This is a genomic window from Pedobacter suwonensis (assembly GCF_044762335.1).
In the GTDB taxonomy this organism is placed as follows: domain Bacteria; phylum Bacteroidota; class Bacteroidia; order Sphingobacteriales; family Sphingobacteriaceae; genus Pedobacter.
Window position 1 is genome coordinate 1 of the sequence record NZ_JBIWEB010000012.1, and the last position, 20,213, is coordinate 20,213.

Genomic DNA, 20,213 nt, shown 5'->3' on the forward strand with positions numbered 1-20,213 from the left:
TCTCTTTGCTTTGGCGGACCTTATCAAATTAACTCGGCAAAGGGGGGCTTTTTAAAGTGGCGAAGAGGGGTCAATTTGAAGCGGTTTATCCACCCTGACCAATATTGCTTCGAACGCTTGAATATGAAGGACTTCTGTCAGCAGAACCGTTCCGTTTGCAGCATATAAAAGCGAATCTAGAATTACCCTCCACTCCGCTAGACTTTTAAAACTGAATAACGCTTCTAACAAAGTGCAAGAATCAATAGTTTGTATATCAGCTCCCTGGCAAGTTCGATGAATTTGTAATAGGTTATTCTTATCAGGTAATGGATTATATGTTACTTGGTTATTGGTGTTCGGACGTATCGGAGTACTGTCTAGGGAAGTAGTTGCACCGCTTTCTTTGATAACAAAGCTGAGTTCCAAAAGCTTGACAAGTTGCTGTTGCAGATAGAAATAGTCGGCGTTTTCTGGATTGGTAAATGCGGCTTTGAGTAATTGAATTACTCCTGATTTCAGGCGCAATAAACTATTCTCTTCGCTACAGAAAAAGTGAGCGATCCTGTAATGTGGACTGATGATATCTTTTTCTTTTAAATAGCGGAAAGTGGTTGTTTCGCTAACGGTTGGTTCTTGTTTCATGTTAGGCTTTAATTAGTTCAAGCCAAAGAACCAAAACCTGCAAAGTCTATATTAATCTTCCAGTCCATTTTTTAGACGATTTGGGGCATATTTTAAACGCTATTTCAGATGGAAACCCAATCCAGATGGTCTGCTTTTATGTTTGAAAAGATATAGTTATCTTTGTGTATTAACCCCTTTAGACACAGATCATGAAAGTAATATTAGATATTAAGGACAGTAAGGCGGCTTTCGTAATGGAGCTATTGAGCAGCCTGTCTTTTGTGAAGGCAAGACCACTGTCCGATGAAAATGCTGTTTTAGTTGACGAGATTAAAGAAGCGGTTGAAGACCTTAAATTAGTACGTCAGGGTAAACTTAAAGCCCGTTCTGCAAGGGATTTGATCAATGAGCTATAATGTCTATACCTTACGCCCCTTTGATAAGCAGCTTAAAAGGTTGGTCAAGAAATATCCCTCTTTAAAAAAGGAATATATTGATCTTATTGACTCTTTAGAGAATGACCCTGAACAGGGCACAGCAATAGGCAACAAGTGTTATAAAATCAGGTTAGCCATTGCCTCGAAAGGAAAGGGCAAATCCGGCGGTGCCAGAGTGATCGCAAATTTGGTTATTGAAGATGACGCTGTTTATTTGCTAACCATTTACGATAAATCTGAAAAGTCTAATTTAACAGATGCGGAACTGGCCGAGCTGTTAAAACAGGTTCCCGAATAAACAGACAACTAATTTATTTTACCACACAACAGAAGATTTATTACATTTGATTCAAATTAACAATATATGAGTACTACAACTGATCGTCCAAATAAAGTGCATGAAGGCAGAAATGTGAAACGTTTTCGTGAAATGATGGGGATAAAACAGGAAGGGCTTGCCGCTTCTTTGGGTGAGGATTGGAGCCAGAAAAAGATTTCAGTTCTGGAATCCAAAGAAAAAATTGAAGATGCGCTTTTGGCAGAAATTGCGAAGATTCTGAAAGTACCAGAAGAGGCGATTAGAAATTTTGACGAAGAAACGGCTATTTACAATATCCAGAATAACTATGAAGGAGCCAATACAGGAACCGGAAGTTTGGGTCAATACAACAATTGTACTGTAAATTTCGCCGACAAAGTATTTGAATTAGTTGACGAACTCAAAAAACTTCATGCTGAAAAGGAAGCACTCTATGAGCGTTTATTGAAAGCACAAGAGAATAAATAAGCATTAGACGGAGATATTTTATTCCAGGAAAGCCATTGCAAACCGCAATGGCTTTCTACTTATAATAGATTTTCTAAAAATGACCCTAATTTATATCTCCACGCACGGTGCGGCCTGCGAAATCCCTTCGCTCCTAGGTCTGCCTTGATATCAGAATTAGTAATTTTCTACTGAGCTTCTATTTCATTATAGCTGTACATACTTACCAATCCATCGAAAGAATAGGATGTCTCACAAGAAATCTTCTTGTTCAGGATAGTGATTTTATTGAGTAGTATTTTTGCAATAGCATCGTCTATTAAAGGCATGTCAACCAGAAATGAATTAAACATTTCGCCTATATCAATTATCAATTCATTAGTATAGAAGTCAGTTCCCTGATACACCTGCATCATCAACGCAGAGGATTTTTGAAAGCCAATGCTTGGTTTTAACTGATATCCCCGGTGTATAATTTTATCCCTGACTTCCTTAATTTGAGAGAGCCATGGGAAAGTGGCTTTATCCTTTAAGCGTTTAAATTCAGAAATAAGCTCTGGAGGGAGCTTGTATTTAGGATGAGCGATATTTATGTAATCGGGCAGTTGAGATTCTTCCCTCACTACCTGGTTCAGTGAGATATCCACGAGGCAGGCCAACAAGTCAACATGCGTCTTAATATTAATGATAAGCAGATAAGAATAATCTCTAAATTCTTTTTCATGTTCTATCGCGAACATATCGTATTGAGACAGAGTTGTAATCTTATCCCGTATCTCAGAACAAGCATTTAAGCTTTCAAACAAATTAAACAAATTCATATATGCTTCTATCGTAAACCGCCACTGGTTAAAAAAGGACTGAGAAATTTCTTTTACCCTGTAATCCACATTGGATAAGGGGTTTTGATAACCGACGGATGCCGCAACATTGCAAACTTGAGATGAATGTTGAATTGCTTTATCTCGTGTGGGTGGTGTAATTCATAGCATTTAATACATTCTTTCTAAAAGTTCATCCAGCATTTCAATGTAAACGTTTTGTGTCACTTCTCTCCCATTTCGTAATAATCCGCTTGATCTCCGTTTATTGGCTTTATAAATTAAGCTTGCCATTAATTAAAAGGCCTATTTTCTGCCTGATCATATCATAGTAAACACTATGAGGTGCAATTTCATTCTGACAGATTATTAATCTTTATATTCGGTAATGCTTTGTTATTTTTAATCATCAGTTATTTATCTTTTAAAATTATCAATTGCATTCAGTAACCTTATTTTTCTTCAATCTAAGGAATTGATTTACCAGAATTTATTTCCCTCCAATCTTTCTTTTCAATAACTGCGCATTAATAGCCACTATAATTGTGCTCAAACTCATAAATACTGCACCTATCGCAGGACCTAAAACAAATCCTGATGAATAAAGCACACCTGCTGCAAGAGGAATGGCAATTACGTTATAGCCAGTTGCCCATATCAAATTCTGAATCATTTTTTGATATGTAGCTTTTCCGAAAAGAATTAGGTTAGCAATATCCTGTGGGTTGCTATTTACTAAAATAATGTCGGCTGTTTCGGCAGCTACATCTGTTCCAGAGCCAACTGCGATTCCAACATTAGCCTGAGCCAATGCTGGCGCATCATTTACGCCGTCTCCTGTCATTGCAACAAACTCTCCTTTGCTTTGTAGTTCTTTCACAATTTCCACTTTCTGATGTGGAAGTACCTCAGAGTAATAACCATCTAATCCCAGCTTATCGCTGACAGCTTTTGCGGTTTTCTCATTATCGCCGGTCGCCATTAATACTTTAATATTATTCTTCTTAAATACTTCAATTGCTTCCGCAGATTCAGGTCTGATTTCATCTGCTAAGGCAATGTATCCAGCAAGCTTTCCCTCAATTAAAACAAATACTACTGTTTCTGCCGCGTCGCTAAAAGCGTCTTCTGGAATGCTGATTTTCTCGTCTCTTAAATACCCTGGGCTTACCACTTTTATATCTTTTCCTTCCACGTTGGCTTCAACCCCTTTACCAGTAATTGCATTAAATTTTTGAAGTTGTGGAATTGTAATTTTTTCATCTTTAACTTTCTTTAAAATCCCCACAGCAATAGGATGCTCAGAACTTTGCTCTAAAGCGCTAGCTAAACGAAGGATTTCCTGATCAGCATAGGTTTTATCCACAGATTGGATTCGTGTTACCCCAAAATCTCCTTTTGTAAGTGTTCCGGTTTTATCAAACAGCAATACAGAAATTTTTCGTGACTCTTCAAATGCAGTTCTATTGCGTATCAATAAACCGTTTTGTGCAGATACTGCGGTGGATATAGCCACTACCAACGGTATAGCTAAACCTAAAGCATGAGGGCAGGCAATTACCATTACTGTCACCATTCTTTCTAGCGCATACACGAAAGGGAAACCTAATATTAGCCAGACAGCTAGTGTACCAAAACCTACGGCTAAGGCAACATAAGTAAGCCATTTTGCAGCCCGGTCTGAGAGATTTTGCATTTTGGACTTTGTTTTTTGAGCATCCTCCACCATTTTGATTACCTTATTAAGGTAACTATCTTTACCAGTGTGTTCTACTTTAACTCTTAATACACCGTTGCCGTTTACCGATCCGCCAATTACTTTTTCATCCAGTTCTTTTTTAACCGGTTTTGATTCGCCAGTAAGCATGGATTCATTTAAATAGCTACTCCCTTCAATAATGATACCATCAGCTGGTACTTTTTCACCAGGCTTAATCAAGATGATATCATCTTTCATTAAATCTTCCAGCTTAATATCTTCTACACTTTCTCCCTTTACTCGATGAGCTTCGGCAGGCATCATACTTACCAATAGCTGCAATGCTTTGGATGCGCCCAGTACACTTTTCATTTCTATCCAATGTCCCAAAAGCATGATTGCAATTAAGGTAGCCAGTTCCCAAAAGAAATCCATTCCGGGCAAGCCGAAAACCGTTGCCGAACTATAAAAATAAGCAACACTAATAGCCATGGCAATCAAGGTCATCATCCCCGGCGAGGCTTTTTTAACTTCAAACCAAAAACCTTTCAAAAAAGGCCAACCCCCGTAAAAATATAAGATGCTGGATAGACCAAAGAGAATGTAGGGATTGCCAGGCAGCAAAAATTCATAACTGAAAAAATCCTGTATCATAGGCGATATGAATAGGATTGGTCCTGTAAGAACTAAGGTCACCCAGAATCGTTTTTTAAAGTCTGCAATCATCATTTTATGGTGATCATGACCTGCCATGCCCATTGGGATGGCATCATGATCCATTTTACTGTGATCCATATCACTATGGTCGGCGGATTTTGGGTCTTCCATTTTAGAGTGGTCCATCTTTGAATGATCCATTTTAGAGTGATCAATAACTGCACTATCATCCGCTTTCTTATCCTCAATTGCTGTCGGTTTAGTTTCAGCTTTATCTTTTTCCTCAGGCTTTATTGCAGAAGATGAACTTTTTTCCTCTTTTTCGTTTTTGAGTTCATTTGCAGTGTCATCCGGTTCGGTCACGTCAGGATTTTCTGACTTTGCAGCAGTTGTTGCTTCGGGGCTTTTCTTTTCTTTCTGAATTTTGTCTGATGAATGGATTACTGGGGCTTCCTCTTTCTCCTCTTTAGGTTTGTCTTGTGAATTTTTAGCTGCAAAGGAATCGTAACTTCGTTGTTGTACAGCTGATTTTATACCTGCCACATCCAAACGGGTTTCATCGTAGCGAACCGTGGCGGTTTCAGTGGCGTAATTCATTGTCACACTTTCCACGCCCGGCACCTCGCCGAAGTGTTTTTCCACTTCTTCTACACTCCAGACTGATAGCATGTCGTGTACATTGATATTGCTTGTTTTCATAAAAAATATTTATAATTTAAGATGTCTGTATGTCTTCATTTGGGAGCTTTCATCCCATAAAGTCAATGCTTGGAGTTGGCTTGTGCTTTTTAAGATGAATGATGGATATTTCATTTTTGTAGGTTCTAAAGAATATCATTATCCATTTCAGCCTCATACTCTCTTAGGTTTGCATCTAAGTCACATTTACTCCTAAAATATAATAATGTTTGTGCTTCTTCCACATTCGCCTCCTTACCTTTCCACTTATCCAACGCGGGTTGCTGAATGGCCCTTCCAAAAGAAAAGGAAACAATCCACGGCAAACGATTTTTAAATTTTGTATGTATCGCATTCAAATGTGCTGTTGCATCTTCTGGTGACTGTCCGCCCGATAAAAATGCAATGGCAGGAACTGCAGCTGGGACTGATTCCAGCAAACAGTTTACAGTGGCTTCCGCTACCTCGTCAATGCTATTTTGCACAATGCTTTCTATTCCTGCAATGACCATATTAGGCTTTAGTATCATTCCTTCCAAATAGATTTTGTAAACCGAGAATTGATAAAAGAGTGTTTTCAAAACCTGTGCGGTTATTGCGTAGCAATGTTCCAAATTATGGCTACCGTTCATCAATACTTCTGGTTCTACAATTGGTACAATATCAGCCTCTTGGCATAAAGCAGCATATCTTGCTAGCGCATGAATGTTCGCATCAATAGCGCCCGTAGTTGGAGTGTCATAACCTATGGAAATTACAGCCCGCCATTTTGCAAACCTTGCACCCAACTTTCTGTACTCTTGTAATCGCTCTCGCAATCCGTCTAGTCCTTCTGTCACTTTTTCATCAGGAAAACCGGCCATCAATTTCGCACCCATATCAACCTTGATCCCTGGAATAATTCCAGCCTCAGTTAACACTGCTGTAAAGGGAATCCCGTCTTTTGTTTGCTGACGAATAGTTTCATCATACAAGATCGCACCACCAATACTTTCGTTTAAGTCCGGCGTTGTAACAATAAGTTCACGGTATCTGCGACGCATCTCGACTGTTTGCGGAATGCCTTCGAATGCAAAACGTTTATTACATGTACTAGTGCTTTCATCCATTGCAAGCAACCCTTTGCTACCGGCAAAGAGTTGCACAATTGTATCTTTTAATATTTGTTTGCCCATGAGGTTAGTTTTTCCATTTCCAATTTCTAATTTCTGGCATATCCATACCTTCTTTTCTGATATAGTTTTTATGCGCTATCAATTTATCCTGCATCTCTTGTTTAAGATGAGCGGTTGTGTTTTTCAACTGTGGCAGCCTATCTAAGGTATCCATCACCAAATGATACCTGTCCATATCGTTCAAAACTGTCATATCAAAAGGCGTTGTTATAGTTCCTTCTTCTTTATAACCACGTACATGAAAGTTTATATGGTTAGTTCGCTTATAGGTAAGCCTATGAATAAGCCAAGGATAACCATGGAAAGCAAATATTACAGGTTTGTCTTTTGTAAATAAGGTGTCAAAGTCCTTATCATTCAAACCATGCGGATGTTCTGTCTCGGGTTGTAATTTCATGAGGTCAACCACGTTTACTACCCGCACTTTCAGGTTAGGCAATTTTTCACGAAGGATAGAAACGGCAGCCAAGGTTTCCAGTGTAGGCACATCTCCGGCACAAGCCATAACTACATCCGGTTCTATATCTTCATCGTTACTCGCCCAAGTCCAAATTCCTATGCCCTTGGTACAATGCACTACAGCTTCATCCATACTAAGCCATTGTGGTGCTGGATGTTTACCCGCTACTGTTACATTCACATATTGTCTGCTTCGGAAACAATGATCCATTACTGATAAAAGACAGTTGGCATCTGGTGGAAGATAAACCCTTACTACCGATGCTTTTTTGTTCATCACCACATCAAGAAAACCAGGGTCCTGATGAGTGAAACCATTATGATCCTGTCGCCATACATGTGATGCCAAAAGAATATTTAGCGAGGCTATTTTTCTGCGCCAAGGTAAATGCGAAGTAACTTTTAGCCATTTTGCATGCTGGTTAAACATGCTGTCAATAATATGAATAAAGGCTTCATAACAATTAAAAAGCCCGTGTCTTCCCGTCAATAAATATCCTTCGAGCCAGCCTTCGCACTGATGTTCGCTCAGCATTTCCATTACCCGGCCTTCTTTTTTAAGAAAGTCATCGGTATCAATTACCGGAGCTTCCCATTGACGGTTAGTAGCTTCAAAGACAAAATCCAATTTGTTTGACAGTGTTTCGTCGGGACCAAAAATCCGGAAGTTTCTTTGGTCGGCATTCGCTTTAATAATATCCCTTATAAATTTTCCGAGCACCAAAGTATCGCCCGATCCCATTTCGCCACGCTTCATTTCAATTCCATAATCCCTAAAATCAGGCATCCGGAGATTTTGTAGTAAAAGGCCCCCGTTCGCATGTGGATTGTCTCCCATGCGGTGTTTGCCCGTTGGCGCCAGTTCCCGCAATTCGCTTTTGAAACGACCGTTTTCGTCAAATAATTCTTCGGGCTTATAACTTCTTAGCCATTCTTCTAATTGTTTTAAGTGTGCTGGATTTGTAGCAGGATCTTTAATAGGAACTTGATGCGCTAAAAAATTACCTTCAATCTTTTTACCATCAACAAATTTAGGCCCTGTCCATCCTTTTGGGGATTTTAAAATTATCATAGGCCATTTCGGACGAGTAGCATCTTTGTTTAGGGCAGCGTTCTTTTTTATCTGTTGTATTTCTTCGATTACTTTATCCAGCAAAACCGCCATTTTCTGGTGCATATCCATCGGGTCATCGCCCTCAATAAAATAAGGCTTCCATCCATAACCTAAGAAAAGCTGCTCCAGTTCTTCGTCGCCGATTCTTGCTAGTACCGTTGGATTTGCAATTTTATATCCGTTAAGATGAAGGATAGGCAGTACCGCTCCATCTGTAACCGGGTTTAAAAATTTGTTGGAATGCCAAGCTGTTGCAAGCGGGCCCGTTTCTGCCTCGCCATCGCCAACTACGCAAGACACGATTAAATCGGGATTGTCAAACGCAGCTCCAAAGGCATGACTGAGTGAATAGCCCAATTCGCCTCCTTCATGAATAGAACCGGGGCATTCAGGGGAAACATGGCTTGGTATTCCTCCAGGAAATGAAAATTGTGTGAAGAGCTTTTTTAATCCTTCCTCGTCCTCACTGATATTCGGATATACCTCGCTGTAAGTACCCTCCAAATAAACATTACCAACAATGGCAGGACCTCCATGACCTGGGCCTGATACGTAGATCATATCAAGATCATATTTTTTTATAATCCTGTTGAGATGGACATAGATGAAATTTTGACCTGGCGTTGTACCCCAATGCCCAAGCAACATGTTTTTAATGTGTTCTGGCTTTAAAGGTTCTTTTAAAAGCGGATTATCATGTAAATAAATTTGCCCGACAGAAAGATAATTAGCCGCTCGCCAATAAGCATCAATTTTCTTTAACAGATCTGCTGATAAACTTTCTTTAGATGTTTCTAAGGATTCTGTTTTCATGATATTACTTTTTTAATTAAATTTTTAAATTATTTTGCTTTCAACGGATACGTTAACTTTTTAAAGCCGGCGTAATTCCATTCCCGTATTATTCAAAGCCTAGTCAACTGTGGCTTTTTCTATATTCTTGTCAAGAATTACCACTGACAGACACTGTAAGCAGAAAAAAACTTTCATCTAAAGCTTGTACACTATGTTCGATACCTGCTTTTAAAGCAATCATTTGCCCTTTCTGAAGCGAAACCGAGTGCTGCTCTGTGCAGAAATCTATTTTCCCTTCCAACACCTGCACATAAATATCTTTATATACTTTATGTTTTTTCAATTCGGCTTTTGAATGCATTCCAATCAACACAATTGCAGTATTGTTAGATTTGAAAATGGTAATGGAGTTGTGATCAGCGGTACCCCATGTTGTTTCATTTTTTATCTGATCAATAAACTTATTGATGTCCATTTCCACAAATGGCGCATCCAATATACGGTCACCCTCAGGTCGCAATTCGGTCGCTTCGTTCAATCTTACTTGAACGTCAACATTTTTTACCGATTCGTGGTGGGGAAAACTATCTACATGTGTTTTTAACTTAGCGATTAATGCATTCGATTTTTCATCTGAAGAAATACCATAGCCATTTACCAAAACGCCTTTCACATTAAATTTTGTAGAGGATATAGCATATAATATCGCCTGATCATCAGGATTTGTTTCCCCTTCAAAACGGTACACCTTATCTATCTCAAAATCTTCAGGAGATAAACTTATATTTTGATGATTACAAATCACACAATTTTTGTTGACATTAAAATCCAGAGTATATCCATCTTTGTTTAAACCATTAATAGTTTCTGATAATGTTCCGTAACTTTCTAGCATTTGTATTTTTCTTCTTTTAGTCCGATAATTAATTTGTCTTTTGTAAAAATTTTCGATCGTATTTGGTTTATTGTTCCTCAATATTTATTTGATCTTCTTTACTGCTTTGATATAATTTAGCTGTCAATGCAGCCATCATTATCTCTTCATCTGTGGGGATTACATACACCTTCACTTTACTGTTCTTTGTTGAAATAATTCTTTTATTTTTTCTATTTTTCCCAGCATCTAACTCAATCCCCAGATAATCGAATCCTTGACAGATGCGTTTGCGTATTAGCGGTGCATTTTCTCCGATACCGCCAGAAAAAACCAACACATCAAGTCCGTTCAAAGTAGCGGTGTATGCACCAATTGTTTTTTTAATCTGGTAACAGAATATTTCTATAGCCAAAGCAGCATCTTTATTGCTTTTTTGGTGTTCAAGTAAATCCTGCATGTCGGAACTATAGCCAGAAATGCCAAGCAACCCAGATTGATGATTGATCACATCATTGAATTCTTCCGCGTCAATTCCCTGCTGCATGAGGTACCAAGCCACTCCAGGATCCAGATCGCCACTTCTTGTACTCATTACTACACCTCCTGTTGGTGTAAAGCCCATGCTGGTATCTACACATTTGCCCTTCTTTACCGCTGCAAGACTAGCTCCATTTCCTAAATGAGCAAGAATAATTTTCCCATCAGCTTCTGCTCTATTTTGCGTTTTTAACTCTTTCATTAGGTAGCTATAAGATATCCCGTGAAATCCATATCGTTTTACACCTTGGTTATAATATTTCTTCGGGATAGCAAACGTCTTAGCATATTTTGGCATGGTGGTATGGAAAGAGGTATCAAAACAGGCAACTTGTACAAAATGCGGAAATTGTTTTTTAAATAAGGCTATCATTTCAATTTCTGCCGGAAGATGATCCGGGTCATACTCCATTATTTTATGCAATTCCGTCAACAAATGCTCATCAATAATTTCAGGTCTTGAATGCTCCATACCATGAACAATACGATGCCCCACACATTTTATCCCATCAGTATAATTTTGCTCTTTTAACCATTCAACTAATCCTTCAGCAGCTTCTTTAAAATTTGTTGAGTCTATGGTAATTTGAGTTTTTTTATTGCTGGGTTTATGGGTAACTGTAAATTCAGGATTATCCAATCCTATTCTACTTATTTGACCAGAAAGAACGTTCTCTAATTTTTTATCTGTGTTATAAAGAGCGAACTTAATGCTAGACGAGCCACCGTTGAGAATTAGGATATGTTGTTGTATGGATTTCATAGTTCGGTTTCAAATCCTAAAGCGTTCAATTCTTTACAAGTTGTTTCATAATTACTATGGCAAATGCCTTTAATGCCTAAGCTTTCAGCAACTTTTACAAATACACCTAAATCATCAATACAAAGAGTTTGGTCTGGTTGCGATTTTGACATATCAAGCGCCAGTTTATAAATGTCAACATCGGGCTTTCTTAAATGGACATAAGTGGAGGAAACAAAAAAGTCTATAAATTCGGTCAACTTATATTCCTCAATTCTGTAAGCGTTTAATTCCCTTGCCTCGTTGCTTACGGCAACTATTTTTAACTTATATCGCTTTTTAAGCCGTTTCATCAATTCAATCATTTCCATAAATGGCTGCGATTGGGTGCACATGAATTTCCAGAACTCTTCTTTTGAAAAATCCCGAGGCTCATAAAAAACAGTAATGTTCAGATACTCGTCCAATGTAAGCTTGCCAAGTTCAAAAGTTTCGAATGTCATAGCATGTCTGGCTTCCATTTCATCGCTATCCAGATGGAATTTCTCCGTTGCTAACTTCCGAGATTTATGTCCCCAGCCGTTTGTCAGCAGTACGCCACCAATATCTAAGAATATCGTTGTTATATTTTTTGCCTCATTCATGCTAGTTTTTAATAAAACATTACCACTTTACAAACTTAGGTTGCCTTATTTTGAGTTTCTGCTTCTACAGACCGCTTAGGTTTTCTAAACTCTTTTTTTTTTCCTGATACTCTTCCTTAGTTATTTTTCCTAGAGCAAAGTTTATCTTTAAAGCTTCAAGGGGAGTAATTCTCTTTTTCCTTTGTCCAGGTATATCCCAAGGTGTAGCAAAAATCCAGAATATAAAAACCATCCAAATAAACCACCATATAAAGTGCATTCCTCCAAAGTGATAACCATCATACATATACATAATTTCTAAAATTTAAGATGATTCTACAGTTTCGTTGTAGCCCGATTATCTATTTAAAAATCTTTTGAACGTAACAGCGTTTTTAATTAAGCTCTGTAATGGTGTAGTGCGTATTTGTAAATTGATTCTGAAGTGTCTCGGCATTGACTGCTACAGACGAGGTTATTTCTGCTTGCTTATTTGCCAAGTCAACGGATACGGATGTTACATTTGGCGCAGCAGCTAATCTATTTTTAACTGATGAAACGCATCCACCGCAGCTCATGCCGCCAATGTGAAAAGTGTGTTTGATTGAATTTTCCATGATTTTTCTTTTAAATTGTTGCTAATATTTTAATTTTATTCTAATTGATTTTTCCATCATCATAACAATCGAACATTTCAAATATTCGGGGGCTGTGAATGATGATTCAAATGTTGTAAACATTTGCTTAGTTCGTGGCGTTACATCTTCATCGATCCTTTCATGGGTTTCTTCATTTTTTTGTTTTTCGTATCCATTTTCATTGTAGAACACTTGCCCATTTTGCCACTCATTGCCATGCAGTCACCGTCTTTCATCATCATTTTTTTACCGTCTTTCATGGTATATTCTCCCGTCATTGAACATTTGGTTCCATTTTTCATGGTCATGTCCTTTTCCATGGGCATCATTTTACCGTCTTTCATCATCATCATTTTACCGCCTTCCATCATTACGTGGTCTTTCATCATTGCAGTCTTCGCTTTAGTTTGAGCGAAAGAGCTAGTTGTTGTAAGAGCTAGGGTCAGCATCAGCATCGAAGCAAATACTGTGGTAATTGTTTTCTTAATTTTCATTTTTATAACCCGTAGTGCATTATAAAGATAGGTTAATTTTTAACTGGTTCAATTTTCTATTGAATACAAATTTGTTAAGATATTGAATTGTAGTAAGTGCAGTTATTTTGGCTAATATTCTATTTTTAAAGCCGTTGAATGATTTGGCATAATTTCTTCTTATCATAAATTGGTCACACAGTTGTGAGAATAATGTTTCTATCCTTTTTCTTGACTTTTTAAAAATGAATGGGTAGTTTTTGTGATCTTTTTGATTGTTCCTTAAGGGTGTTTCCAATCTAATGTTAACTGTTTCAAAAAGGTTGATCTGTATGGGTGCTGACAGATAGCCTTTATCGCCAAGCAGCACACAGTCAGTCATTTGTGCTTTTATATCCTTTAAGTAGTGAATATCGTGAACTGAGGCTGGGCTCAAATCAAAATTATCGAATACCCCTTCAACAGAGCAAACCGCATGCAATTTGTAACCGTAATATTTTGTATTTTGTGAAGCGCAGAAGCCCTGATTAGGGTAAGCTCCCTGCTGCTCCTTACATATCTTGCTCCTTGCCATCCTTGCGTTTTTACAAATCTCCAAAGGCATGGAATCTACTATGAAGTATCTCTGATTACCAGTCAATTTAATAGCAAGCTTTTTTCTGAGCTCTTCAGTGTGGGAAAATAATTTTCTCCTTCTTCTATTATACACACTTCTTTCAATTAAGCCACTAAGCTGTGAAAACTTGAGATCTCTAAATAACTGATATTCAGAATCTAAACCAGATGATTCAGCGGCAATATTTAATGCAATAAGCTCTAAATCAGATAGCTTTGGCTTAACGGGCTTGAAATAAAAATTATCAGCAATTGAAATTTCCTTAAAAGTCTTTAAAATTAATTCGTATTTTTGAATAAGGTTGTTCATAATTGTAAATGATTGTAAGTCAATACAATATACTGTTTTTGAGTGATATGAACAACCTTATTTATAATGCACTACGGGTTTTTATAGTTTTAAATTATCTTCAGATCCTCTGTTGCCCGTCCGTCAGTATCACTGTTGCCCGTTTTATCTAGTCTTTATTTTTATGTTGAATTAACTTGTATGAAAATAATATTTTTAGCTTGCTAAGAGTTACACAACTGGGTTAATAAGTTGCATAATTCACATATATACATCGTGTTAAATTAGTGTTTCGTTTTTTTAGCCGTTACAATCCGTCAGTAACTTAACTCTTAATACCAAAGCTTGTATTCGTTTTTTGGATTGACTTTTCCATTTTAGTTGATTGCATAACTCACGCATTAGGAATACTTTTTCAATTCGTTTAAAAGCTCGTTCATACTTATCCGGGCTACCGCAATGTGTTGATCTGCCGAACCATAATAAATGTATAGGTCATCTCCAAAAAGCGCAGTCCCTGTAGGGAATACTACATGATTTACCACACCTTCAACCTCCCATTTCTCTGTTGGGGAGAAGAGCGGATAAGGAAGTCGTGAAATTTCCACCTCCGGTTTATCCAATTGCAACAGTGCAGCAGCAGCATGGTAAGTTTTGCCAATAGTAGTTTCACAAACTCCATGGTAGATGAGCAACCAACCGACTTCCGTTTTTATCGGCGGGCATCCTGCGCCTAAATAATTCACTTCAAAATCATACTTCGGATCCATCACAATATGTGCGGTAAGATCTTTTAGGTAATTTTCCCAAAACGGTTTGGCTAAATCTTCCCAATCATCAAAATACACAATCTGAATTCCCGGCCAAATACGGTGTAGCAAAACAAATTTTCCGTTGATTTTTTCTGGAAATAAAACAATATCCTTGTCTCTTAGTAACCGTTGCTTATCGTCAGCTAATCCTATACTTTCAAAAAGTTTTGCATAATCATAATATTTTGGATTTAGTTTTTCTTGGTTACAGTGTTCCAAATGATGTTTGTAGTCTTTATAATTGATAGGCGGAGTAAAAATTCCTTTCTTTTCAAAATTCTTCAAATCTTTTGAGGTGGCTAGCGCACCCATTGCATTTATCCCATCGTAAGCCGTATACGTTATATAATAAGTGTCTTCTATTTTAACTATTCTAGGATCTTCTATACCGTGGATTTCAAAATCTAACGCTATATAAACCAGAGGTTCTTTAAACCGTTCCACAATATTTGTAGGGCCATTAGCCTTTGCATAACCAATGGTAGAATAATTACCCTCTGCCACCGCCCGATAAAACAGGTGTATATTATCACCGTCCTGATAAACCGCGGGATTTAATACCCCGTTGCTTTCAAAATCATTTTCAGTGGGAGCCAGAAGGATTCCTTTCTTTTCTACATTAACCATATTGATAAATTAAAAGTTGCTCATTCTTTGGTCTTTTACATCGTATAAGTTCAGCCTATGAGGCCGAGGCTTTTGTTTGTTTTAGTAATGGACTTTACCGCGTCTATTGTTTCAGGTATAATAATTGCTTAGTTATCCACCACGAATTTCATCACCCTCAACGCTCAGCATATCCTGACTTCTTAAATCACGCCACAAGACCTGCCCAATTCTAGCGTACTTTTCTTTAATGGTATTATTAGATACTATCCACCTGCATAATTGATGAAACTGATACATGTAGCTAGTTTACCAGTGTTCGCAAAAGCTTATTACCGATAGTGTGTTACACTAAATTTCTGTATAGCATCAGCCACAAACTCCAATTGATGCTTACTTTGGTTTTTATGGAGTAAACCAAGTTCCGGTATTGGTAAGACGACTTCGTTTTCCTCTTATATCATAGTTTACATGCGATCTAGCATTTTGGGATGGGCTTCGCCATACTGACGCCGCCAATAGAGCAAAGGAGTGTTTCTTACTGGTTTGTTGCGTTTTATCCACTACGGCAGGCTTGTTTTTTCCGGATGATTTATCCTGCCCAGTCAAATTCTGATGAACCTCTTTAGCTACTGATGCGCATGCATTGCAATGCTCCATTTCCATAGCTACATGGTCTTGTAAATCCTCGACTGCTGTGCCGCAAATGTTTGTATTTATTTCCGAAAGCTGTGTAGCATAGCTGCTTTTTAAACTTATCAATGTTGCTGTTGCTCTAGAAATAATGGCACATTCTTCTTGTGTTACCAGCCACTTATTATCTTTTGTTAGCTGTTCCTGCGTTTCCAGCTTTTTATAAATCTCCATGGTTTCTTTAGCACATGTTCTACAAACTTCCGCACATTCTTTACAATGTTCCATTCCCATTGCGGCATGCTTTTCACATTCTTCTGCACAGGCATTACAGATAGTTGCACACAAATGGCAAAGCTCTTTTGAAAAAGGACTTTCTACACTCATTAATTCTGCTGCCGTTATACAGATTGCTGCACATTCCAAGTCAAGCCTGATGCATTTGGTTAAATGCTGTACTTTATCTTCTTCCAGACTGGATACTGCACAATAGTTACAAGTGGTGGCACAAGCTATGCAGGCATCCACACAGTTTTTTATTTGTTGATGGGTCATGATTTTATTTTTAGTGTGTGATTAGTTTTGTTCAATGATTGCTCGCTTCTCTTCGTACTCATCTTTTTGAATTTCCCCTGCGGCAAATCGTCTCTTCAAAATATCTAAAGGGGTGTTCTTTTTAGTTCGCCGACCGGGGATGTCCCATGGTGTAGCAAAAATCCATATTAACATAATTACCCAGAAGAACCACCATAGTAGGTGCATCCCCAAAAAATTTCCAAAATTCATCATAATTATTTAATTTAAATTGTTTACATCACTCCGGAAGCAGAAGCTGAATATGCTATGAGAAGGAATACAACTAATAAATTTTTCATTACTTTTTTGTAATGATATAAATCTAACTGTAAATCACTTGTTAAAGAATGACGGCGGTCACACTGCAAAATGATTATCATTTTATAATTAACTCATATTCATTTTATTAAACGATATCGGTCATCCCTATTTATTATGCAACCTGTAATAAATAAGGCGGTAGAGACTTTAAGAGTTCAATTCCCTCATCCACCAAAAGAAAGGATCTAAATGATTACTGGTCAGAAACACAATGCTAGTTATAGCTTTGAGACAGATAGCGTAAACGAAAGACCTTTTAGAAGTCTCTCCTGACAGATTTAGATAAGGGTCGATGCGCTTTTCTTTAAACTTGAACATTATGCACTTCTATTTTTTTAATAAACTGTAATCTATAGTTATTTCTATTTCTTCTGAATAGTTGATGTAAATCCCAGTTAGGAATGATGTTCATGTGTTGGTTCACTTCTGAAACACACAGTCAACTGTTGTAACTCCTTTTATTTGCCATAAAATAACTTAACAGAAGTATCAAATTACGTGATCCTAAACATCGAAGGTCTTAAGTTAACATATCCCTGATGAGTTGAAGAAATTCATCAGGGATAAAACAACCACTGTCTTTTTAAAATGAAAGAAGTTTTGAACTTTCTTGTGGGCAATAGGAGTTAAGGTTACTTTCTTAATAAGTAAATGTCAACCCACCTCCTAAACCCATATCGCTATCGTAATGGCTAGAAAGAGAAATATATTTCGTTAAGATGTACCTCATTCCGGCGGCGTATTCCTTATCAGTATTCACCATAAAGTTGCCTCTTAATCTCTTAGAGATAGGAATATCCTCTCTGCCTAACTGAAATCTCAACTTGCCATTACCATCTATTCTGGCATCTGCCACTACCAACATGGGCAATGTGTAAGCTATACCAGCAACAACAGTTTTACGTTGTTCTTTGTTGCTCACTTGGCCAAACAAATTCCTGTAGTCACTACCGAAGATGTTTTTCTCGTTTGGATTAGGTTTTTTGTAATGGTAATCAAAACCTATGTAAGGAAATAACCACTGATTTCTACCTATATACCTGCCCAACATCGTCTCACTTTCGTAGCCCATTTTTGCATCAGTACCTAAATGCCATAAAGTACTCAATTGCCATCTGGTACTGCCCAACATAAACAGCCCATCTGATCCGTTGCTTTGGAAACTAGCACTTCCCATTAAATGAGGCATTTGATCGTCCCAGTTCAATTTTCTTTGCGCCAGTTTTGGGTCTGGTATTTCAGGATTAGGTGGCGAGTTCTCATAACTGAATACCCTACCCATACCACTCATCATGTGGTAAAGAATATGGCAATGAAAAAACCAATCGCCGCCCTTCTCCTTGGCAGCAAATTCTATGGTATCTCTTTCCATCGGCATGATATCCAAAACATTCTTCATCGGGGCGTAATCTCCCTCGCCATTAATTACCCTAAAATCATGACCGTGTAAGTGCATTGGGTGTCTCATCATGCTGTTGTTGTACAGGATGATGCGCAGATTTTCGCCTTTCTTGATTAAGATCTTATCTGATTCTGAGACGGTTTTGTTATCCAATGTCCATACGTAGCGGTTCATGTTGCCCGTCAAATCGAATTTCAATTCCCTAGTCGGCCCTTTTGGCAAAGTTGTTTTGTTTGGATCACGCAACATGTTGTAATTTAAGGTCACAATATCCGGGCTTTCTGCTGTCATATTCATGCCAGTCATACTGTTGCTATTTGGCATCTGCATGCCCGCAATTTCCTTTTTTTGTGTTGCTTTTTTCGAGGGTTCCTCTCCAGTAATCTCCGGGTACATTACTGTATTCATATCCATAATCTGGTTCTGCATATTCATCCCTTCCATTTGTACCATATTGCCGCTCATGTCCATCATGTCGTTCATCATTTTCATCCCTGCAAAGTATTTAAGCTTTGGCATTTTCTGTGCAGCCATCTTTTCTCCTTTTCCTAACCACAATGATGCGGATTTGGTACGGTCTTCTGGTGTTACTAGGAATTCGTAGCTTTTATTTTCGGGAACGGTTACCACCACATCGTAAATTTCGGAGACACCAACAATCAAACGGTCAACCTCAACGGGTTCTACGTCATTTCCATCGGTAGCAACTACTGTTATTTTACCCCCAGCGTATTTGAGCCAGAAATAAGACGATGCACTCCCGTTCGCAATACGCAATCTAACTTTATCTCCAGCTTTGTATTGCGGTTGTGCATTCTGATTTTTTCCGTTGATCAAAAAAGTATCATAATAAACATCGCTCACATCCATAGCGTTCATCCTTTTCCATTCGTTATTCACTTTGGTTTTAAAGTGCCCTGTTCTTATAGCTTCTGCGTAACTTTGTGTAGTCCCCTTTTTAATGGCAAACCAATCTGTTGCCGCATGCAAGCTTCTGTTCACTTCCTTTGGATTCATATTTGTCCAATCGCTCAGCACAATTGGTATCGTAGGAATGTCCCATTCTTTGCGGGCATTGATAATAAAAGAACCGTACATACCAATCTGTTCCTGTAAACCCGAGTGGCTGTGGTACCAATGTGTGCCATGCTGGATGAGTGGGAATTTGTACTCATGTGTTTCTCCCGGTTTAATAGGCATTTGGGTCATATTGGGCACACCATCATAACGGTTAGGGAGAAACAACCCGTGCCAGTGCAGTGATGTTTCTTCCTTCAAATTGTTGTGCACATAAATCAATGCGGTATCGCCTTCAGTGAAAGTAAGAGTGGGCATCGGTATACTTCCGTTTACGGCAATAGCCCGTTTAGGTTTACCGCCATAAGTTACAGTTGTGTCGGCAATGTAAAGATCGTAGCGAACAGTGCGAGGAGGTTGACTACTAGTTTTAGTTTTAATAGGCCCCAAATTTGCTTTTGCCCTTTTGATGTTTTCCATCGTAGGACTGTTACCTCCCATATCCATACCACTCATATCTTCCATGCCATCATTTTTTTTAGGCATCTCCTTCATTGGCATTTTCATATCACCCATATCTGAAGTCTTTGTAGGCTGCGTTTTCTTATCGTAATTGGAAGCTTTCTGTTTAACAGCTTTTGCTTTTTGAACAACGAGCTTCATACCACATTTCGGGCAATTGCCGGGTTTATTAGACTGAATTTCTGCGTGCATGGGACAGGTGTAGATAACCTCGACCGGCTTATTGTTTTCCTTTTTTGGCATTTTCATTCCCTTCATATCCTGAGCAGAAGCTACAACATAAAAGATCAGTAAAAACGCTGTTAATATATTTTTCATTTCAT

At 38.1% G+C, this 20,213-nt stretch carries 19 protein-coding genes; 3 read left to right on the forward strand and 16 right to left on the reverse strand.

All coding sequences use genetic code 11. From position 1 onward, the window contains the following. Window positions 1–51 precede the first annotated feature (51 nt). Window positions 52–624: a hypothetical protein gene (locus ACIQXP_RS17400; protein ID WP_387506287.1), complete on the reverse strand. Its 573-nt coding sequence runs from the start codon at window positions 622–624 to the stop codon at window positions 52–54. Between the two features lie 191 nt (window positions 625–815). On the opposite strand from ACIQXP_RS17400, the gene ACIQXP_RS17405 reads away from it, so the two are divergent. From ACIQXP_RS17405 to ACIQXP_RS17415, 3 genes are all read left to right on the forward strand, one after another. Next, window positions 816–1,022: a hypothetical protein gene (locus ACIQXP_RS17405; RefSeq protein WP_387506289.1), complete on the forward strand. Its 207-nt coding sequence runs from the start codon at window positions 816–818 to the stop codon at window positions 1,020–1,022. Next, a complete protein-coding gene (locus tag ACIQXP_RS17410) occupies window positions 1,012–1,341 on the forward strand; it encodes a type II toxin-antitoxin system RelE/ParE family toxin (protein WP_387506291.1) in 330 nt (109 codons plus the stop codon). The genes ACIQXP_RS17405 and ACIQXP_RS17410 overlap by 11 nt, the downstream gene beginning before the upstream one ends. Window positions 1,342–1,407: 66 nt before the next feature. Further along, a complete protein-coding gene (locus tag ACIQXP_RS17415) occupies window positions 1,408–1,830 on the forward strand; it encodes a helix-turn-helix domain-containing protein (RefSeq protein WP_387506293.1) in 423 nt (140 codons plus the stop codon). 167 nt (window positions 1,831–1,997) lie between these two features. Here ACIQXP_RS17415 and ACIQXP_RS17420 read toward each other — a convergent pair whose 3' ends face one another. From ACIQXP_RS17420 to ACIQXP_RS17490, 15 genes are all read right to left on the reverse strand, one after another. Beyond that, on the reverse strand, window positions 1,998–2,549 hold the full coding sequence (locus ACIQXP_RS17420; protein ID WP_387506295.1) for a hypothetical protein: 552 nt from the start codon (window positions 2,547–2,549) through the stop codon (window positions 1,998–2,000). 571 nt (window positions 2,550–3,120) lie between these two features. Continuing rightward, window positions 3,121–5,685, reverse strand: coding sequence for a heavy metal translocating P-type ATPase (locus tag ACIQXP_RS17425; RefSeq protein WP_387506297.1), 2,565 nt, complete (start codon window positions 5,683–5,685; stop codon window positions 3,121–3,123). A 125-nt stretch (window positions 5,686–5,810) separates the two neighbouring features. Beyond that, entirely contained in the window at window positions 5,811–6,839 is a 1,029-nt protein-coding gene (locus ACIQXP_RS17430; protein ID WP_387506299.1) for a class I fructose-bisphosphate aldolase, read from the reverse strand. 4 nt (window positions 6,840–6,843) lie between these two features. Continuing rightward, window positions 6,844–9,225, reverse strand: coding sequence for a phosphoketolase family protein (locus ACIQXP_RS17435; protein ID WP_387506301.1), 2,382 nt, complete (start codon window positions 9,223–9,225; stop codon window positions 6,844–6,846). 130 nt (window positions 9,226–9,355) lie between these two features. Then, window positions 9,356–10,183 (reverse strand): cupin domain-containing protein, encoded by an 828-nt coding sequence (locus ACIQXP_RS17440; protein WP_387506303.1) that lies wholly within the window; start codon window positions 10,181–10,183, stop codon window positions 9,356–9,358. Next, window positions 10,170–11,384, reverse strand: coding sequence for an acetate/propionate family kinase (locus tag ACIQXP_RS17445; RefSeq protein WP_387506305.1), 1,215 nt, complete (start codon window positions 11,382–11,384; stop codon window positions 10,170–10,172). The genes ACIQXP_RS17440 and ACIQXP_RS17445 overlap by 14 nt, the downstream gene beginning before the upstream one ends. Beyond that, a complete protein-coding gene (locus ACIQXP_RS17450) occupies window positions 11,381–12,007 on the reverse strand; it encodes an HAD-IA family hydrolase (RefSeq protein WP_387506307.1) in 627 nt (208 codons plus the stop codon). The genes ACIQXP_RS17445 and ACIQXP_RS17450 overlap by 4 nt, the downstream gene beginning before the upstream one ends. Before the next feature lie 64 nt (window positions 12,008–12,071). Next, window positions 12,072–12,299, reverse strand: coding sequence for an SHOCT domain-containing protein (locus tag ACIQXP_RS17455; protein WP_387506309.1), 228 nt, complete (start codon window positions 12,297–12,299; stop codon window positions 12,072–12,074). 82 nt (window positions 12,300–12,381) lie between these two features. Continuing rightward, window positions 12,382–12,603, reverse strand: coding sequence for a heavy-metal-associated domain-containing protein (locus ACIQXP_RS17460; protein WP_387506311.1), 222 nt, complete (start codon window positions 12,601–12,603; stop codon window positions 12,382–12,384). A 140-nt stretch (window positions 12,604–12,743) separates the two neighbouring features. Further along, window positions 12,744–13,118, reverse strand: coding sequence for a DUF6799 domain-containing protein (locus ACIQXP_RS17465; protein WP_387506313.1), 375 nt, complete (start codon window positions 13,116–13,118; stop codon window positions 12,744–12,746). Between the two features lie 19 nt (window positions 13,119–13,137). Next, complete coding sequence (locus tag ACIQXP_RS17470; protein WP_387506315.1) at window positions 13,138–14,022, reverse strand: IS982 family transposase; 885 nt, start codon at window positions 14,020–14,022, stop codon at window positions 13,138–13,140. A 380-nt stretch (window positions 14,023–14,402) separates the two neighbouring features. Next, window positions 14,403–15,440 (reverse strand): glycoside hydrolase family 130 protein, encoded by a 1,038-nt coding sequence (locus ACIQXP_RS17475; RefSeq protein WP_387506317.1) that lies wholly within the window; start codon window positions 15,438–15,440, stop codon window positions 14,403–14,405. A 384-nt stretch (window positions 15,441–15,824) separates the two neighbouring features. Then, on the reverse strand, window positions 15,825–16,607 hold the full coding sequence (locus ACIQXP_RS17480; protein ID WP_387506319.1) for a four-helix bundle copper-binding protein: 783 nt from the start codon (window positions 16,605–16,607) through the stop codon (window positions 15,825–15,827). A gap of 21 nt (window positions 16,608–16,628) precedes the next feature. Next, window positions 16,629–16,841 carry an SHOCT domain-containing protein gene (locus ACIQXP_RS17485; protein ID WP_387506321.1) on the reverse strand — a complete coding sequence of 71 codons (213 nt, stop codon included), beginning with the start codon at window positions 16,839–16,841 and terminating at the stop codon, window positions 16,629–16,631. A 748-nt stretch (window positions 16,842–17,589) separates the two neighbouring features. Next, window positions 17,590–20,208 carry a multicopper oxidase domain-containing protein gene (locus tag ACIQXP_RS17490; RefSeq protein WP_387506323.1) on the reverse strand — a complete coding sequence of 873 codons (2,619 nt, stop codon included), beginning with the start codon at window positions 20,206–20,208 and terminating at the stop codon, window positions 17,590–17,592. Window positions 20,209–20,213: the final 5 nt, after the last annotated feature.

Coding starts and splice junctions, on each gene's coding strand:
- ACIQXP_RS17400 (WP_387506287.1), bottom strand. CDS start 624: ATGAAACAAGAACCAACCGTTAGCGAAACAACCACTTTCCGCTATTTA.
- ACIQXP_RS17405 (WP_387506289.1), top strand. CDS start 816: ATGAAAGTAATATTAGATATTAAGGACAGTAAGGCGGCTTTCGTAATG.
- ACIQXP_RS17410 (WP_387506291.1), top strand. CDS start 1,012: ATGAGCTATAATGTCTATACCTTACGCCCCTTTGATAAGCAGCTTAAA.
- ACIQXP_RS17415 (WP_387506293.1), top strand. CDS start 1,408: ATGAGTACTACAACTGATCGTCCAAATAAAGTGCATGAAGGCAGAAAT.
- ACIQXP_RS17420 (WP_387506295.1), bottom strand. CDS start 2,549: ATGTTCGCGATAGAACATGAAAAAGAATTTAGAGATTATTCTTATCTG.
- ACIQXP_RS17425 (WP_387506297.1), bottom strand. CDS start 5,685: ATGAAAACAAGCAATATCAATGTACACGACATGCTATCAGTCTGGAGT.
- ACIQXP_RS17430 (WP_387506299.1), bottom strand. CDS start 6,839: ATGGGCAAACAAATATTAAAAGATACAATTGTGCAACTCTTTGCCGGT.
- ACIQXP_RS17435 (WP_387506301.1), bottom strand. CDS start 9,225: ATGAAAACAGAATCCTTAGAAACATCTAAAGAAAGTTTATCAGCAGAT.
- ACIQXP_RS17445 (WP_387506305.1), bottom strand. CDS start 11,384: ATGAAATCCATACAACAACATATCCTAATTCTCAACGGTGGCTCGTCT.
- ACIQXP_RS17450 (WP_387506307.1), bottom strand. CDS start 12,007: ATGAATGAGGCAAAAAATATAACAACGATATTCTTAGATATTGGTGGC.
- ACIQXP_RS17455 (WP_387506309.1), bottom strand. CDS start 12,299: ATGTATATGTATGATGGTTATCACTTTGGAGGAATGCACTTTATATGG.
- ACIQXP_RS17460 (WP_387506311.1), bottom strand. CDS start 12,603: ATGGAAAATTCAATCAAACACACTTTTCACATTGGCGGCATGAGCTGC.
- ACIQXP_RS17465 (WP_387506313.1), bottom strand. CDS start 13,118: ATGAAAATTAAGAAAACAATTACCACAGTATTTGCTTCGATGCTGATG.
- ACIQXP_RS17470 (WP_387506315.1), bottom strand. CDS start 14,022: ATGAACAACCTTATTCAAAAATACGAATTAATTTTAAAGACTTTTAAG.
- ACIQXP_RS17475 (WP_387506317.1), bottom strand. CDS start 15,440: ATGGTTAATGTAGAAAAGAAAGGAATCCTTCTGGCTCCCACTGAAAAT.
- ACIQXP_RS17480 (WP_387506319.1), bottom strand. CDS start 16,607: ATGACCCATCAACAAATAAAAAACTGTGTGGATGCCTGCATAGCTTGT.
- ACIQXP_RS17485 (WP_387506321.1), bottom strand. CDS start 16,841: ATGATGAATTTTGGAAATTTTTTGGGGATGCACCTACTATGGTGGTTC.
- ACIQXP_RS17490 (WP_387506323.1), bottom strand. CDS start 20,208: ATGAAAAATATATTAACAGCGTTTTTACTGATCTTTTATGTTGTAGCT.